The 15,400-nt window shown below is 43.3% G+C and carries 18 protein-coding genes, 1 tRNA gene and 1 riboswitch; of the genes, 5 read left to right on the forward strand and 14 right to left on the reverse strand.

What is annotated here, in order from left to right:
* The 10 genes from H8B19_RS04365 to H8B19_RS04410 form a co-directional block, all read right to left on the reverse strand.
* Positions 1–573 carry a DUF5655 domain-containing protein gene (locus tag H8B19_RS04365; protein ID WP_206683158.1) on the reverse strand — a complete coding sequence of 191 codons (573 nt, stop codon included), beginning with the start codon at positions 571–573 and terminating at the stop codon, positions 1–3.
* Complete coding sequence (locus tag H8B19_RS04370; RefSeq protein ID WP_186505553.1) at positions 573–989, reverse strand: cupin domain-containing protein; 417 nt, start codon at positions 987–989, stop codon at positions 573–575. The genes H8B19_RS04365 and H8B19_RS04370 overlap by 1 nt, the downstream gene beginning before the upstream one ends.
* Before the next feature lie 18 nt (positions 990–1,007).
* On the reverse strand, positions 1,008–1,505 hold the full coding sequence (gene cdd, locus H8B19_RS04375; protein ID WP_422121143.1) for a cytidine deaminase: 498 nt from the start codon (positions 1,503–1,505) through the stop codon (positions 1,008–1,010).
* A gap of 63 nt (positions 1,506–1,568) precedes the next feature.
* Positions 1,569–1,988, reverse strand: coding sequence for a ribosomal protein S18-alanine N-acetyltransferase (gene rimI, locus H8B19_RS04380; RefSeq protein ID WP_338401491.1), 420 nt, complete (start codon positions 1,986–1,988; stop codon positions 1,569–1,571).
* 17 nt (positions 1,989–2,005) lie between these two features.
* Positions 2,006–2,524, reverse strand: coding sequence for a hypothetical protein (locus H8B19_RS04385; RefSeq protein WP_186505556.1), 519 nt, complete (start codon positions 2,522–2,524; stop codon positions 2,006–2,008).
* A 48-nt stretch (positions 2,525–2,572) separates the two neighbouring features.
* Positions 2,573–2,649: transfer RNA gene (locus H8B19_RS04390), tRNA-Trp, on the reverse strand.
* A gap of 98 nt (positions 2,650–2,747) precedes the next feature.
* Positions 2,748–3,521, reverse strand: a complete 774-nt coding sequence (locus H8B19_RS04395; protein WP_186505557.1) for a phosphotransferase — start codon at positions 3,519–3,521, stop codon at positions 2,748–2,750.
* Entirely contained in the window at positions 3,512–4,129 is a 618-nt protein-coding gene (pnuC, locus tag H8B19_RS04400) for a nicotinamide riboside transporter PnuC (RefSeq protein ID WP_186505558.1), read from the reverse strand. The genes H8B19_RS04395 and pnuC overlap by 10 nt, the downstream gene beginning before the upstream one ends.
* On the reverse strand, positions 4,126–4,383 hold the full coding sequence (locus H8B19_RS04405) for a hypothetical protein (RefSeq protein ID WP_186505559.1): 258 nt from the start codon (positions 4,381–4,383) through the stop codon (positions 4,126–4,128). Before H8B19_RS04405 ends, pnuC begins: the two co-directional genes overlap by 4 nt.
* 52 nt (positions 4,384–4,435) lie before the next feature.
* The gene (locus H8B19_RS04410; protein ID WP_186505560.1) at positions 4,436–6,550 is read right to left on the reverse strand and encodes a TonB-dependent receptor; all 2,115 of its coding nucleotides are present in this window, start codon (positions 6,548–6,550) and stop codon (positions 4,436–4,438) included.
* Positions 6,551–6,600: 50 nt separating this feature from the next.
* Positions 6,601–6,711, reverse strand: a riboswitch (TPP riboswitch).
* A gap of 231 nt (positions 6,712–6,942) precedes the next feature.
* Between H8B19_RS04410 and H8B19_RS04415 the strand changes: the two genes are divergently transcribed.
* Genes H8B19_RS04415 through H8B19_RS04425 form a run of 3 tightly spaced genes read left to right on the forward strand, consistent with a single transcriptional unit; the run spans position 6,943 to position 8,067 of the window.
* The gene (locus H8B19_RS04415; protein ID WP_186505561.1) at positions 6,943–7,353 is read left to right on the forward strand and encodes a YeeE/YedE family protein; all 411 of its coding nucleotides are present in this window, start codon (positions 6,943–6,945) and stop codon (positions 7,351–7,353) included.
* Between the two features lies 1 nt (position 7,354).
* Positions 7,355–7,765 carry a DUF6691 family protein gene (locus H8B19_RS04420; RefSeq protein WP_186505562.1) on the forward strand — a complete coding sequence of 137 codons (411 nt, stop codon included), beginning with the start codon at positions 7,355–7,357 and terminating at the stop codon, positions 7,763–7,765.
* Complete coding sequence (locus tag H8B19_RS04425; RefSeq protein WP_186505563.1) at positions 7,762–8,067, forward strand: ArsR/SmtB family transcription factor; 306 nt, start codon at positions 7,762–7,764, stop codon at positions 8,065–8,067. Before H8B19_RS04420 ends, H8B19_RS04425 begins: the two co-directional genes overlap by 4 nt.
* 5 nt (positions 8,068–8,072) lie before the next feature.
* Here the strand turns inward: H8B19_RS04425 and H8B19_RS04430 are convergent, their stop codons facing one another.
* Complete coding sequence (locus tag H8B19_RS04430; protein WP_186505564.1) at positions 8,073–8,987, reverse strand: Gfo/Idh/MocA family protein; 915 nt, start codon at positions 8,985–8,987, stop codon at positions 8,073–8,075.
* Positions 8,988–9,075: 88 nt separating this feature from the next.
* Between H8B19_RS04430 and H8B19_RS04435 the strand changes: the two genes are divergently transcribed.
* Entirely contained in the window at positions 9,076–10,983 is a 1,908-nt protein-coding gene (locus H8B19_RS04435; RefSeq protein WP_186505565.1) for an alpha/beta hydrolase family protein, read from the forward strand.
* Positions 10,984–11,036: 53 nt separating this feature from the next.
* On the opposite strand, the gene H8B19_RS04440 is transcribed toward H8B19_RS04435, so the two are convergent.
* Positions 11,037–12,119: a pyridoxal-phosphate-dependent aminotransferase family protein gene (locus H8B19_RS04440; RefSeq protein WP_194362634.1), complete on the reverse strand. Its 1,083-nt coding sequence runs from the start codon at positions 12,117–12,119 to the stop codon at positions 11,037–11,039.
* A 167-nt stretch (positions 12,120–12,286) separates the two neighbouring features.
* On the opposite strand from H8B19_RS04440, the gene H8B19_RS04445 reads away from it, so the two are divergent.
* Positions 12,287–13,438 (forward strand): iron-containing alcohol dehydrogenase, encoded by a 1,152-nt coding sequence (locus H8B19_RS04445; protein ID WP_186505567.1) that lies wholly within the window; start codon positions 12,287–12,289, stop codon positions 13,436–13,438.
* Positions 13,439–13,520: 82 nt separating this feature from the next.
* Here the strand turns inward: H8B19_RS04445 and H8B19_RS19210 are convergent, their stop codons facing one another.
* Both H8B19_RS19210 and H8B19_RS04455 read right to left on the reverse strand, forming a co-directional pair.
* Positions 13,521–14,336 carry a DUF2971 domain-containing protein gene (locus H8B19_RS19210; RefSeq protein WP_186505568.1) on the reverse strand — a complete coding sequence of 272 codons (816 nt, stop codon included), beginning with the start codon at positions 14,334–14,336 and terminating at the stop codon, positions 13,521–13,523.
* Between the two features lie 119 nt (positions 14,337–14,455).
* Positions 14,456–15,196, reverse strand: coding sequence for a cold shock domain-containing protein (locus H8B19_RS04455; protein WP_186505569.1), 741 nt, complete (start codon positions 15,194–15,196; stop codon positions 14,456–14,458).
* Positions 15,197–15,400: the final 204 nt, after the last annotated feature.

Here is a 15,400-nt window from a genome sequence, read left to right on the forward strand (position 1 = left end):
TCATCCATTTTGACTGTACGCCAGTTGTATTAACTTAGTGATATCAATATGGATTTTCTCTCCCGCCCTAATGCAAATTTTATGAGTGGACTGACCAGGTGCACTACAGGGCTGTAAAAGTGGCGAGTCTGGTGCGTCAGTAAAACGCAAGCCGAGATCAAGTCGATTTTGGGTAACTGCGATAGCAACAAACTGACGTTTACGGCTAAAAGGAATATAACCTGCACGTCCTTCAACGCTAACATCATCACCTAGTTGCATTATGACATCGCGCAGCTGCGCGAATGTTTCGCGGAATTGCGCTTTTTTGCCTGTGTATTGCGCATCAATTTGCTGCTCGAGTGTGGGAGGTGTCCAGCCAGCACCCAAAGCCGCAGCTTCTGCAATCGCCCATTGGGAATTTTGTGGAATACTATGCTCAGATTTCAACCATTTACGCACCGCATTTTGATCAGACAAATCGAGCCCACTTTGTTTAACCAAATCAACCCATTGCTCAGTGGTTTTACCGGTGCGATTTAACATGGAGGCATTGACGGCATTTTTCATTTGCTGAGGATTTTTAATACCCATCAATATATCCCGGTGGCTGATGTCTGGAGCGGCTTATGCTCTGTAGCTTCACCCGGCGTAATAAATAACAGCTGGCTCAACTGATTGGTTTTTACAGTATGCCATAAGCCCTGGGGCACTAAAACATAATCACCGGCCTGATTTAACTCAACAAACTGATTTTGATGATTATGCTCAATAATTAGTGTGACGGTTCCATTTAATAACAATACCACTTCATCACCGTAAGGGTGCCTTTCCCACATGTTCCAGTCACAATCAAATTGATGAGTAGAAATAAGCTGGTGCTGTTTAAATAAATTGAAATCGCGATCCAGTGCCTGATAAAAATCAGCGGTTAAAGGGCGTGGCGTTGCCTTATCATCTGGCGCAATAACAACAAACTCCTGATTAAGATTGTGTTTTTGCAGACTCATTAGCCACGTCCTTATTGTTTAATTATCTTTACCCATGGTTTCATTACTAAATGAAAACGGCAACAGCTCACTGATTGGTAGTTGTCTTATTTCACCTTGCCATTTAAAGACCAGCGTAATATCCGGACCAAATTCAGAGATAGTTTGACGGCACATACCACACGGGCTGATATCACCTTTGGGTGAATAAACGGCTATCGCTTTAAAGTCTTTTTTGCCCTGACTAACGGCGTTACCAATGGCAACACGCTCAGCACAAATACCAGATGGATAAGCAGCATTTTCAACGTTTACGCCGGTAACAACAGAATTGTCGCCAAGCAAAATAGCAGCGCCAACAGGGTAATGGGAATAGGGTTCGTAGGCGTTTTGAATAACCTGCTCTGCAGCAGATAATAAAGCCTGTGCATCAGTACTGGATAATGTACTCATTAAATTATGTTCCTGAACTTTGTTATTGTCTGCCCATAAAAAGACAGCCTTTATTATGGCGCTATAGTCTTCATAAATTTGCACCTCGGGTCAATGACAGCGGAACAATTTGTTAGTTTAAGCGTGTAAATTAAATACGCAGTTAGCTCAAAAGGTAAACTTACTCATAACCACGGCATTTTCGTGACCATTTTCACTGGGGTAATAATTTTTACGGATTTCGATTTCGCTAAAATCTAACGATTGATACAAGGCAATGGCAATATGATTGGATTCACGTACTTCAAGCCAGAACTGCTGAGCCCCTCTTTTTACCCCCTGCTGCTCGAAGTGTTGCATTAAGGCTTTGCCATAGCCTTTACCACGATATTCGGGAGCAACCCCCACTTCAATCAAAGTGAGTTCATCTAACACCTGATGCGCTAAATACAATCCAACCAGCTGTTCGTTCTGATAGGCAACAAAGGCGAAATATTTACCACTTAAACAGGATAAAAAATTAGCGTATGACATCGGATATGCCTGAAATCGGCAATAGAGATCGTAAGCTGGCTTGGCTAACGACACCGTTAGCGGTTGAAAAATCAGGCTGTCCAAGTTTGCAATACTTGCCAAAGTTGTTTTTTACAGTCCGTTGATTGAGTAAGTTTGGTCAGCGAAGGCGTACTTAACGTATCGCCATCAAGCGACACTGAATCGCCTTCAACCCACTTAAGTGAAAGCTGTGTTCTATCGTCAATATTGCCGGCCAAACATAAATAAGTAACCAAATCCTGCACTAATGGATGATTATGATTTAACTTAATGACAACAGGATCAGGCTGTACAGACTCGACCACAGGATTATCGGACGCTGGTTTTGTCTGAACGTCATCTTGTTGCTGATTTTCGGCTTGGGCTGGTTGTTCCTGTTGTTTTAATAACGCCAGTTTTGCCAAAGCAACTTCCTGACTGGACACAGTTTTTTGATTTGAAGCTGTAACTGATTCAACAGGTTGAGACTGCGTTTGTTCATGCGCAGATTCTGCGTTTTCACGCAACACCCACTGAGTAATGCCCAGTTCAGATAAAACGTTTTTTTGGTATTCAGAAAGTGTCGTCATGACCAGCAGATTAGCACACTTTTAATAAAGGAAAATACCTGAGAAAAGTGGCAGGGGTGGAGGGACTCGAACCCCCAACCATCGGTTTTGGAGACCGCTGTTCTACCAATTGGAACTACACCCCTGCTGATGGAAGGCGCATTATACTTATGGCGAATTAAAGGTAAAGCAAAAAGCACTGCTCAGTTTTAAAAATTTGTTCATACGCTGTTTTTTTAAGCATTTAGCCTTTTGCAGCAGCGTACCACAAGTCTGACGTGAGTTGAGCCAGCGGCAACATATGCACGACATCCCGAGTGACCTGTCTGCCATTTAACTGACAACAGTCAGCATAATAACGACATAATTTGACTAATTGTCGAGTGGTCAATTCGTTTGCCAGTGCGGCACTGGCAATATCAAAATAACGATTGGAAATCGCAGCATATTCCCAGTCGAGTAAAATTCCCTGTGGTGCCGTACACACATGTTCAAACGTTAAGTCGTGATGACAAAAACAATCGCGCTTAGCACGCATCCACAGGGGAGATATTTTATCAATACGTTCCTGCCACTGCCCCCTATTGCTGGATATTCGGCTTAAATAACGCTGCCACTGAGCTAACAGAGGTAATTCATCTACATCGGCTTTTATGGCATGTACCCGGCTCAGAGCGGACGCCAGCATAGGTAAATGCACTTTGGGATCAAAACTGTTGTCGCGTAGTGTTTGAATATCCAGCCATTTTTCAATGTAGAGCAAACCATCATCAGAGATATAGACTGGCTCAGGCGCCAATCCCGATTTAGCCAGTTTCAACTGCAAGGAAAACGTTTCATTGCGGGTGAGTAATACAAATTCCTCACCCACAAAATACTTAACCAGATATTTATTACCTGCGGTTTCCAGATAGTAATTATTATTGATGGTACCGCCATCAATTTTTTGCAGATGAAAACCATCACTGACAAAACTGAGAGATGACAGCCGTTGTTGCAAATCCTGTTCTATGCGCATTCAGGTTCCTGTTGTCGCAAATTCATATCCTGTTGCCATTGACGATAACCGTAAAAAGCAAATCCTAAATACATACATAGCAACAATGCAGTTAAATACAAGCCCGTTGCCCAGCACAAATAAATACCCGCAGTGTTAATGACCTGCCAGTAAAGCCAGCTTTCAAGCACCTTGCGCGTTTCCAGCCAGGTTGCATATAAACTAAAAACGGTGACCAGAACATCCAGCTCAGGCAACCGGGGCGAAAAACTTTTTCCTACCACGGCAATTAAACCCGCGCTGATGACAAGCAGACCGGCAATAATCATCAGATGTGTTTGCCAGTTCATTTGATGCACTTTTAGCTCAACACCCTGTTTAGGTTTACGCCAACAGTACCAGCCATAGATTGCCATAATCAGGTAATACAAGTTAAGTAGTGATTGCATGGGCAAACTCACTTCCCACATCAACCCCACATAAATACCGGTACTGATTAACGCGCATAACCAGCATGCAATATGTTGTTTGGCAGCCAGCCAGACATAGGCAACAGCCAATACTACAGCCACAATTTCCCACGGCGATTGTTGCTGCCATTGTTCACCGAGCGTTGATATCAGACTCATTTACCGCTGCCTATGGCGTCGCCATTTAAAAACTTACACACAAAAGAAGCCTGACCAATTTCCTGATGACTACGCTGCATTTCTTCCGCCAGTATTCTCATGGTAGAAATATATTCACCTTCGACCACGGTTGATGTACGCCCGGTATCAATGGTCAGTTCCGGATATTGATTTAAACGTTCAATAAAACGTTTAATAGGTGTGATGTATTGCTGATTTAACGGATAAAGCGAAATCTCTGCGATTAACTTCATAATAAATATCCTTGTTGGCGACAGTCATTTCAACTGCCGCTGAATGCCTTCATTAATAGTGATAGCTCAGACTAATGCCCACACGTCTTGGTTCACCAAATTGTTCATAGGTGTGCGCCAGATATTCATCGCGTGGATCATTACCAAAATAGAAACCACGATTGGCATAGGTGCGATCAAATAAGTTACGTGCATACACACTCAGCTTCCACTGACTGAACTGATAATCCAGGCTGGTATTCACCACAAACATTTTGTCCGAACGGGAATCGTGACTGTACGAATAATAAAAATCGTCCTTAGCATCAAACTCCACTAACCAGTTCCAGTTGGTATCCAGTTGCCAGTTTACCCCAGCGTTTAACATATATGAGGGAGCATGAGCTTGTTCACGACCATCCAGCGCAATAATGCTATCGCCGTCTTCACGGGTAATGCCGTTAATGTCAGTTTTTAATAATCCTAAATTAGCGAAGGTGCTTAGCGTGTCATTGAGCTGATAGCGTAACTGCATTTCCACGCCATAGTTTTTGCCATCAGCGGCATTGTTGTAGAACCCGGCAAACGACTGGTCATTCACAAACCAGTTTTTGTACTGAATATCATCACGCCATTGATAAAACAGATTGATATCGTAGGCAAACAGGCCGTCGGCAGATGAGCCTTTGGTGCCAATTTCAGTGCCTAACAACGACTCTGGTTCAAAGGTTTTATGCGAGAGCAGTAAGTCCTGATAATCTGAAAAATCACTGTCGCCCTGTTTACCCAGCGCTTCGCCATTCACGCCACCCATTTTAAAGCTGCGTTGCAGGCTGATGTACAGCATCTGGTTTTCGCTTAGCTGATAGTGATAACTCAGTTCCGCGCCCCAGTCGTTATCACGAATATGAGTATCCACACTATTGGTATCAGCGTAATCCAGTGATTGTGACGATAATCTCAAACTGGCGGTAAACCAGCTTTGTGCTGAAAGCCCACGGCTGATTTCGCCAAAAACAGCACTGTCTTTACGTTTTACATCACTAAAAAACTGCGCTGTGGTGTAGGCATCCCAATCAAAAAAGTCGCGCTGTAAATCTTCGTCTTTATTGGCAAGATAAGCGCCAAACGTCCAGCCGTTATGCTCATTGCCATAATGGCTTAATTTAACGTCAATGCTGGTATCGTTGCGATCACGTAAATAGCTGTCGGTGCTTGAATATTCCCAGCCCGGCGCAATGCCAACGTAACTCCAGTCTTCGTCAAAGCCGTACCCTAAATTGGCATTTAAATGGGATATTTGCACATCCAGACTGGCAAATTGCCAGCCGCTGTAACTGGCTTTTACTGCCACTGCGCGGCTTTGCTGACGATCAAACCCGGGCTCATCCGACAAGGTAGTGCGGTCACGATTAAGCGAAAAAGCATCATAGCCATTATCAACATCGATAAAATGGAAAATCGTATCTATGTTTAAGTCTTCACTTGCCTGCCAGAGGATTTTACCTCTGGCGGTCAGCTCATCGACACCATTGGTATCGTCACGGCCTAAATAGGTGTTTTCGACAAAACCATCACTTTGATTACGGTGTACAGAAACACGGTACTGGCTGTTATCTGATAACGCGCCGCCGGCCGCTAATCCGGTATACCAGCTACCATAATTAGCCATGCCAAACAAGGCATCGATACTAGTGGTGGCTGAGGTTGGGCTGGTGATGACATTGATCATGCCCGCCAGACCATCGGCACCAAAACGTGCGCTGTTTGGTCCTTTAAATACTTCAACCTGTGCCACATCAAACATGCTGGCACCGGCTAATAAACCTGAATAGTTGATGCCATCAACTAAATAACCGACCGAAGGATTAATCGGGTCCACAAACTGGCTGCGCTCACCTATGCCACGAATTTGCACAAAACGACCACGACTGGCGCCACTGGCAAAATTCACATTGGGCGCGCTGTTAAACATGCTTTCAATATGCTGTGCATGACGCGCTTCAATGGCTTGTGGATCCCACACGCTAACACTGGATGCCAGCTCAGATAACGGGGTTTCATTTAAGGTGCCGTGCACCACGATCGATTCAAATTCAGCATCAGCAGCAACGTCATCAGCCAATGCTACTGGCGTTAAACAGAGTGAGATTAAACTGGTGAGATAAGTTAATTTTGAGTTTTTCATAGGATCTCTTCATTCAGAAAAGACCCGGCATTACGGCAGGTAAAAAGGTTATTGCTTCAGCAGCCCATTCCTACGCCGGTATTATCCGGATCAGGTATAAGGGTTCCCATCGCTGGATCTCAGCCAGGCAACATTTGCGCCCAGCACCCCTTGGTGTCTATTTTTGCAAGCAAAAATATTGTCGCTGATTTTACCAACAAGTTAACAGGTTACAAGCACCTCAGATAAATAAACTTTCATCATATTGGTGTTTATTAATTAGCGTTCAACGCTTGCCTAAACTATTGATTTAACCTATCTAATAGGAATTAAAACTTATGTACATAAGTGACACAAAGCAATGATAAATGGCAGAATGCCAGCTTTGTATTATGCAATCCAGGTACAGAATAATGCACAATTTTACACCTTATAGTGCTCTGCTTGGCGGCCTGTTTATTGGCTTGTCTGCACTATTATTATTTGTTTTGATTGGCCGCATAGCAGGTATCACAGGTATTGTGGCCGGTATGCGATTATCTCTTGAACCAGAAGCACGCTGGCGCATGTATTTTGTCGGAGGATTATTAGGTGGGTGCTGGTTAGCAGTACAATTAGGCATGCCTTTACCGTCAGCACCACAAGGTTCTACATTAAAAGTGGTTATGGCTGGATTCCTGGTGGGTGCCGGAACCGTTATTTCTAATGGCTGCACCAGCGGACATGGTGTCTGCGGAATTAGTCGTTTATCTAAACGTTCAATTATTGCGACACTTGTTTTTATGCTCAGTGCTATGCTAACCGTCTGGCTGGTGGGAAGCTGACATGAAAGATTTATCCGCATTGCTGGCAGGATTATTATTTGGTTTGGGATTAACGGTTGCGCAAATGACCAATCCACAAAAGGTACTGGATTTTCTCGACATCACACGCCAATGGGATGCAAGTCTTGCTTTGGTCATGGGGTCTGCTTTAGTTGTCGCTGCGATAGGCTATGCGCTTCGATTTAAGATGCGAAAACCTTTCTATGCCACGGGATTTAATTTACCCAGGCGACTCAAAGTTGATCGAAGTTTAATTCTCGGCTCCATCTTATTTGGTGTAGGCTGGGGAATGGTAGGTTTATGCCCGGGCCCCGCAGTGGCATCTTTAGTTTATGCAACACAGCCTTTGCTGTATTTTATTATCGCCATGTTAATTGGCATGTTTGTTTCTAAAAGGTTGCAGTCAAAATGAGTGAAAACGCATTACTCGATACAGAACACGCAGCACAAGCTGCTGCATTTTTAAAAGGTCTGGCCAATCAACATCGTTTACTGGTGTTGTGTCATCTGATTGATGGTGAGAAAAATGTGGGCGAATTATTAGCGCGCTCAGAATTAAGTGCGTCAGCACTATCGCAGCATATTGCAGTATTAAAAGAGCAGGGATTTGTTACTTTTCGTAAAGAAGCACAAAGCCTTTATTACCGACTGGCAGATAAGGATATTGTTAACTTCCTGATCCCATTAAAACAACGTTTCTGCCCTGACGAATAAGTTAGCTAGCTCTTCAGGCAGCGTTGTTCTGCCTGCTGAGTTAACTGTTCTGCCAGCCAGTGCACATTCCACAGGTGCTGTATATCATTACTTTGGCTGTCTCCGCTCTCAATTCGACGTACCCACTCATTAATCATAGTGACAAAACCCCGTTTAAATAAGGTGGTTTGCCAGTCATCAAATCCCAACGGTATTTGCTGATTTTGCTGGTAATGAACCCCCTGGCGCAGATTATCAATTTGCCAGTGTTGGTTGCAGCTATGGTACTCAAGCCGTTCCTGATTAATACCATTTAAACGGTTCATGGAAATACGAAATTGAGCCTGTTGTTGCTGCCAATTCACACTGATAGTAGCCAGCTTTTTCTGTTCAATGCTGGTCATCAACTGAACGTCCGAAGGTGCTTGTTTGCCACAAAACAAAGCAAAATCAATTAAATGAATAAAATCATCAACAATAAAACGGCGCGGCTCATCAGGCAGATTAAAACGGTTTTTCTGATAGTTTAACGACAACAAAGGTGCTGATATTGCATCCTGATACAAAGGTGCATAGCGGCGGTTAAATCCGAGCATAAAGGGCAGGTTTTGTTTAGCTGCCAGCTCAAACACCGGTTCACATTGCTCAAAATGATAACTCAGTGGTTTATCGACAAAAACCGGAATACCAGCCTGCAAGGCCTGCATCGCCATCTGACTGTGAGCCTGGGTTGCAGCGTGGATCATAATTGCATCCACTCCCGCCGCTAAAAGATGTGAAAGCTCGGTATAACATTCTTTTATCCGGTACCGGGTACTTATCCTGTGCAAACATTTGGCATCACGTGTACATAAAACAAGCTCTGTACCTTCTCTGCCAGCCAGTACTGGCAAATACGCCTTTTGCGCAATATCACCGAGTCCAATTATTCCTATACGCATAAATACAGATTCGTTTTCCCTGTGGGTGTACATCGTCAACATTAATCTATAACATATTGTTTTTGTTTGTTTTATTCAAGGATGAAGTATGTACAAAACACTTTGTTGTTTATTGATAATCTCAATTTCCCAATTTACCGCAGCGTCTGAGTTTAAGTGGGATGATTTTGCCCAACTACCCATTGTTGAACAACCACAGATTTCGCCCGATGGGACCAAAATTGCCGCCATTTATAATACGCCTGACGGCGCATCTGTTATTTATAGCCAATTTCCGACCCTGGACTTTTCAATTCTGGCCAAACTTAAGTTAGGCAGAGACAGAGTTGATCAAGTTAGTTGGTCAGGCAATCGCTATATCATTATTTCAGCCAGTTATCCGCAATGGTTAAGAGGTGAATTTTACAGGGTAAGTCGTTTATATGCCTTCGACCTCGAAACACAACAAAGCAGAGAACTCACCCTGCGCAAATTTACTAAAAATAGTTGGTACGAATATCAAACCTTTACCATTGTATCCAACCTTAAAAATGATGAAGACCATATTCTGGTTTCAACTTATGATGACTTAGACGCTGGATATTCTGTATTTGAAGTCGATCTGTCGAATGGCAAATACGAAAAAATCCAAAACAATGAGCATAATATCCATTACTGGAGCGCCGATAAAAATGGCGTCGTTCGACTGGGAATTGAACGGCACAAAGATGATGAAAAAATCACCCGTACCATATGGTACAGAGAGAAGGAAGGCGCGGATTTAAAAAAGCTATATACGCGAACATTGGGCGAAGGCATTACGTTTAATGTGATTGGGGTAAACGATGATGGCAATAAAGCCTATGTTTTATCTGACAGGGAAACCGGAAAACAGTCACTTTGGTTATTTGATATTGTCAGTGGCAAATTCGAAAAGCTGATTTACAGTAATCCAGATTATGATGTGGAAAATGGTCTGCTCAACAGCCAGGGAGAACTTATTGGCGCCTATTACAGCGATGACTATTTACGCAAGTTTTATTTTGATGAAAAAGATAGTGAGCAAGAAAAGTTTCTGTCTAAATTATTAAAAAGCGAACATGTTTATATTGTCAGCCGCAGTCAGGATAAAACCAAAATTTTGTTCGCGAAAACCGAAGACAATAAACCCGCAACCTATTTTTATTTTGATTCGACAGCCAAAAAAGCAGGAATTTGGGTTTCTGAATACCCGGCATTAAATAAACGTCAGTTTCCCCATGTGCAAAATTTTAGTTTTGTGACATCGGATAACGTTGAGTTGCATGGATATCTGACGCTTCCCCCCAATATCAAACACCCACCATTGATTGTCATGCCACACGGAGGCCCCCATAGTCGTGACTACAAATATTTTGATCCTGAGATACAGTATCTGGCAACGCAGGGATATGCGGTGTTGCAGGTAAACTTCAGAGGCTCGGAAGGATTTGGTACTCAATTTGAATCAAGTGGCTACTTCGAGTGGGGTAAAAAAATGCAACAGGATGTCTATGAAGCAATGGATTGGGTAATCAATAGCGGCAAGGTATCCAGGGGAAAAGCCTGCATATTAGGTAAAAGTTACGGTGGTTATGTTGCGTTGACAGCCAGCTTCCAACAACCGGAGCGCTTTGACTGTATTATTAGTGTCTCCGGTATTTCTGATCTGCAGGAGCTGGTGGAAGATGATGACAATCAGGGCATGTATACCGGACATATAGTCAATGTATCCGATGAAAAAGCGGTAAAAGCGCTGGCAGACGTATCGGCAATCAATCACATAAACCAAATAAAAAGCCCAATACTGTTAATACATGGTAACAAAGACACACGCGTACATTATGAGCAATCTGAAGATTTTTATGACAAAGCCAAACGCAATAAGAATATTCAATATATAGAAGTTGAAAATGGCACCCACTTTTTTGATGAACAAAAAAGTAAGCAACTTTACTTTGAAGAAGTGACAAAATTTTTAGATACCTATCTTCATTAAGCAGAGCCGCCATTAAGGCGGCTTTTTTATGCTGAAAGTACTCTTTTCAGGCATTAATTACTCAGCACTTGCTTTAACGCCGCTAAACACAAGGCAATATTTTCGTTACGTGCAGCATACCCCATTAAACCGATGCGCCAGGTTTTTCCGGCGAACGGACCAAGTCCTGCGCCAATTTCAAGGTTAAACTCATCCAGTAAAGAGCGACGAACAGATGCATCGTCCAGTCCCTGAGGGATATTAACCGCGTTAAGTTGTGGAATGCGCTCAGACTCAGGTACCACAAAATCTATGCCCAATTCGTCCAGCCCTGCTACTAGTTTTTGATGTTGAGTTAAATGACGTTGCCAACTTTGTTGCAGACCTTCTTTGTATAACATGAGTAACGCTTCATGCAGTGCGTACAAGGAGTTAACGGGTGCGGTATGGTGATAACTGCGTTTGCCTTTTCCACTCCAGTAAGTCATTACCAGTGATTGATCTAAAAACCAGCTTTGCACCGGCACCTTGCGATTTTTAATCACATCCACCGCTGCGGGGCTAAAACTGACAGGCGATAAACCCGGTACGCAGGACAAACATTTCTGGCTGCCGGAATACACCGCATCGATCCCCCAGCCATCCACATTTACTTCGACGCCGCCGAGCGAAGTAACCGTATCCACTATGGTTAAACAGTTATATTGTTTGGCGATTGAGCACAGAGTTTTGGCATCGGATAAGGCACCGGTTGAGGTTTCGGCATGAACAAAGGCAACAAACTTAGCCTCTGGATGTTGCTTTAATGCATCCTCCAGCTTTTGCGGCGTAACCGCTCTGCCCCATTCATCTTCGACCACCACCGCTTTAGCACCACAGCGAGTGATGTTTTCACGCATACGCTGACCAAACACGCCATTTATGCACACCACCACGCTATCGCCCGGTTGCAATAAATTCACAAAACAGGCTTCCATCCCCGCAGAACCGGGCGCAGAGATGGCAATAGTGCATTCATTGCGGGTTTGAAACGCAAATTGCAGCAATTGTTTTAACTGCTCCATCATGCCGCCAAAGGTGGGGTCAAGATGACCAACCGTCGGGCGGGAAAGCGCGGCCAAAACCTGCGGTGCGATATCAGACGGGCCCGGGCCCATAAGTGTACGTTGTGGCGGAATAAAAGAACTGAAGGTCACGGTAAAGTCTCCTTACACAAAATTAGCCACAGCATAACAGGCTTGTTTCACAAAAATTAGTACCTATATATACAGGCACTGTTATCTCGCTTCACATTCCATTTATTTGCAACAACACAGGTGCCTTCATGCAAGATTTTATTTTTCACAACCCGACCAAAGTGGCATTCGGCAAAAACAGTATTCAACAATTAGCTACGCTGTTACCTAAAGACAGCAAGGTATTGCTGCTGTACGGCGGTGGTAGCATTAAGAAAAACGGCGTTTACGATACGGTAATGCAGCAGTTAACAACCCATGAAGTAGTTGAATTTGGCGGTATTGAAGCCAACCCTGAATACACTACTCTTATGAAAGCCGTGGAGCTGGTTAAGCAACATCATATCGACTTTTTGCTGGCAGTAGGCGGCGGCAGTGTGGTGGATGGCACCAAGTTTGTGGCCGCAGCAGCTGAATTTGACGGCGAGCCGTGGGATATTCTGGCCAAAGGGGTTGAAGTAAAAAGTGCGGTGCCACTTGGCTGTGTATTAACCTTGCCGGCCACCGGCAGTGAAACTAACATTGCATCTGTGGTCAACCGCAGTGAATTAGGCAAGAAATTGTCATTTTTATCCGAGCATGTGCGTCCGCAATTTGCCGTGCTTGATCCTCAAACCACCTATAGTTTACCGGACAGACAACTGGCCAATGGTGTAGTGGATGCCTTTGTACACGTGATGGAGCAATACCTCACTTATCCGGTTAATGCCACCGTGCAGGACAGATTCGCTGAAGGTATTTTGCAAAACCTGATTGAACTGGGCCCGCGTGTCTTTGAAAAAGATAACTACGAAGTGCGAGCCAACCTGATGTGGAATGCGACTCAGGCACTGAATGGTTTGATTGGTGCAGGCGTACCGCAAGACTGGGCAACTCACCAGATTGGCCATGAACTGACTGCGCTGTATGGGTTAGATCACGCAGTGACACTGGCGATTGTATTGCCACAAATGATGCGTCATCAGCGCAGCGATAAACGTGAAAAACTGCTGCAATACGCCAGCCGCGTTTGGCATTTAGACACCTCAGATGAAGAGGCCGCCATTGACCAGGCCATTGTTAAAACCGAGCAATTCTTCCAGCAAATGGGCATGAAAATTTATCTGCATGAACACAATGTGGAAGAAACGGTTGTACGTCTGGTTCCCAGAAAACTAATGGAAAATGGCATGATGAGTTTTGGCGAGCGCGGCAACCTTACACCCAAAGACGCCGAACTGATAATTAAAGCCGCGTTGTAAAGTACGCTGTTAGTTTTATACCGCTAAACCAAGGGCTGCAGTGCAGCCCTTTTTTGATTTCTTAATACATTTGTTATAAGCATTATTGCTGTGTCTCTTCAAACTCAATTTTATATTCTGTTCTGGATATACGAGCTTGATAAACAGGAACTCGAATGTGGTTTAGCCTTAATGCTTCCCAAACCCTATTTTGGGTTTCTTTGGATGCGCCACACCCAAAGTAAACACTTGATATAGCCTCTTTAGGAATATCAGTCAGAATAACATCCATTCCGTATTTATCTTTAGATATAGAAAGCCGGCTATCAATATGATTTAGAAATAAGCGTTCTTCCTCCTCATATGACCACTCTATGGGTTTTTCCCCGAATAATTTCTGACGGTAGGCATAGTGACGAGCATTAACACATGAGCGCTTGGTTGTATAAACTACAGATAATGGTCTAACAATATCCCCAGCAGGATCCCGTCTGTGGAAGAACTTATGATGCTCATCAAATCCAATAACATATCCTTCATTGCATGAAGCATAGTGCGACCACATTAATAAACTCGAATTAGTTCTAGATAGTGACAATATCCCCAAATGCTTTAAAAGATCAGTCAGGGCAGAGCCAAGCTTATACGGATTTGAGAACTCTAGAGCATTTTTACGGCAATCGGCTTTAATTTGCTCGTAAAGATTCCTGTTTTCCTCTGTTTTTTCAATTTCTGGCGCATTTACCCAACACTTATCAAGATCCTCAATGGCCTGACTAAGAACAGTGTTAATATCATCACTTATATCAACAAGAGGATAAGCTTCAAATGGATCATTTAACGATCTAAAAGGTGAAAACCTTATCTTAAGTTTTTCAATCACGTCCAGACGTTCGACTGGCAGATATTTGAAAAGCACGATCCCCCCTTAACTCGTATAATTCCGCAACCAACGCCCCTGAGGAGTTTACTATTTTGTAAAAAAGCTAAATGACACAAAAAATAGGGCAATATCTACGACTCTGGCACTTTTATTTTTCAGACTCTTTCTAGCCAATAGTCATAATCCGTTGAGCGCCCAAAAATAAAGCCAAGTATTAAAAGTACAATAATTAGCCCAGGGGCTGTTCCTAGCGAGAGTATCGAAAGAATGACAATCACTGCCCAGACAATATTTCTCTTTCGTTTACTCGCCTTCGTTTGTTCAACTAGTTTCTTCTTCAGTTTTTCTGCACGTTGGTTTAAGCCCGACAATTCATTTTCTCGATAGTTGCCTTTTGAATTCCTCTTGGCAATGGTCGCTGCTCGGCCACGAAAATTATGAATAGTGTAATAATAAGTTCCACTTCCCGTGCCGGCTTCGGATCCTTTTGTTTTGTAGTAATCAAGATTAATTAAGGCATTGGCTCCTATCCTTTTCGCACTATCTATTACATCTCGTTTTGCTGCATCAGGCGAATCTCTTGATGTTCCGTGAAGGATCCACGCACCATATTCCATAACATCCCAGCCGCGGACATCATTTGATCTAGAGGTTATAAATTCATCTGGAGTAACGAAAGTAAGCACCTCCAACGGATCGATAAGCGAGCAATTCTTTGCTTTATAGCCTTTGGGAGTAGCTTGTTGCTCAAAATCAACGAAAACTTGTTCAGATAGTTTTATAACGTGGCTCTTATCTCGGAATTCATCCTCATGAAAGAAGTAGTCCTTACCATCATCGCCCTTTATGAATCCGTACTTTTTTTCTGGCAAATATGTCCTGATAGTCCCTTTCATGCCTCACTCTTATTGCGTACAACAGTATTATTATACCCAGAGTATTTTGTAACCTGCTGATTAGCAAGCCAAAAGATATAGGATTCAAAATAACAATTGGGGAAAGGCGGCAACATGCCGTGATATCGCCACTATACGGCGTGGCTGCTTTATTTTGTATCGATAAGCCGTGCAGAAATATGAATTTCTACATATTGACGTTAT

The sequence above is a fragment of the Neptunicella marina genome (assembly GCF_014270035.1).
GTDB classification, from domain to species: domain Bacteria; phylum Pseudomonadota; class Gammaproteobacteria; order Enterobacterales; family Alteromonadaceae; genus Neptunicella; species Neptunicella marina.

Bases quoted from the DNA above. Each gene is read 5' to 3' on its own strand.
- H8B19_RS04405 (WP_186505559.1), bottom strand. From the start codon at position 4,383: ATGAAGTTAATCGCAGAGATTTCGCTTTATCCGTTAAATCAGCAATAC.
- H8B19_RS04365 (WP_206683158.1), bottom strand. From the start codon at position 573: ATGGGTATTAAAAATCCTCAGCAAATGAAAAATGCCGTCAATGCCTCC.
- H8B19_RS04395 (WP_186505557.1), bottom strand. From the start codon at position 3,521: ATGCGCATAGAACAGGATTTGCAACAACGGCTGTCATCTCTCAGTTTT.
- pnuC (WP_186505558.1), bottom strand. From the start codon at position 4,129: ATGAGTCTGATATCAACGCTCGGTGAACAATGGCAGCAACAATCGCCG.
- H8B19_RS04445 (WP_186505567.1), top strand. From the start codon at position 12,287: ATGCAAGATTTTATTTTTCACAACCCGACCAAAGTGGCATTCGGCAAA.
- H8B19_RS04455 (WP_186505569.1), bottom strand. From the start codon at position 15,196: ATGAAAGGGACTATCAGGACATATTTGCCAGAAAAAAAGTACGGATTC.
- H8B19_RS04420 (WP_186505562.1), top strand. From the start codon at position 7,355: ATGAAAGATTTATCCGCATTGCTGGCAGGATTATTATTTGGTTTGGGA.
- H8B19_RS04425 (WP_186505563.1), top strand. From the start codon at position 7,762: ATGAGTGAAAACGCATTACTCGATACAGAACACGCAGCACAAGCTGCT.
- H8B19_RS04435 (WP_186505565.1), top strand. From the start codon at position 9,076: ATGTACAAAACACTTTGTTGTTTATTGATAATCTCAATTTCCCAATTT.
- H8B19_RS04385 (WP_186505556.1), bottom strand. From the start codon at position 2,524: ATGACGACACTTTCTGAATACCAAAAAAACGTTTTATCTGAACTGGGC.
- H8B19_RS04430 (WP_186505564.1), bottom strand. From the start codon at position 8,987: ATGCGTATAGGAATAATTGGACTCGGTGATATTGCGCAAAAGGCGTAT.
- H8B19_RS04415 (WP_186505561.1), top strand. From the start codon at position 6,943: ATGCACAATTTTACACCTTATAGTGCTCTGCTTGGCGGCCTGTTTATT.
- H8B19_RS04370 (WP_186505553.1), bottom strand. From the start codon at position 989: ATGAGTCTGCAAAAACACAATCTTAATCAGGAGTTTGTTGTTATTGCG.
- H8B19_RS04410 (WP_186505560.1), bottom strand. From the start codon at position 6,550: ATGAAAAACTCAAAATTAACTTATCTCACCAGTTTAATCTCACTCTGT.
- H8B19_RS04440 (WP_194362634.1), bottom strand. From the start codon at position 12,119: ATGGGCCCGGGCCCGTCTGATATCGCACCGCAGGTTTTGGCCGCGCTT.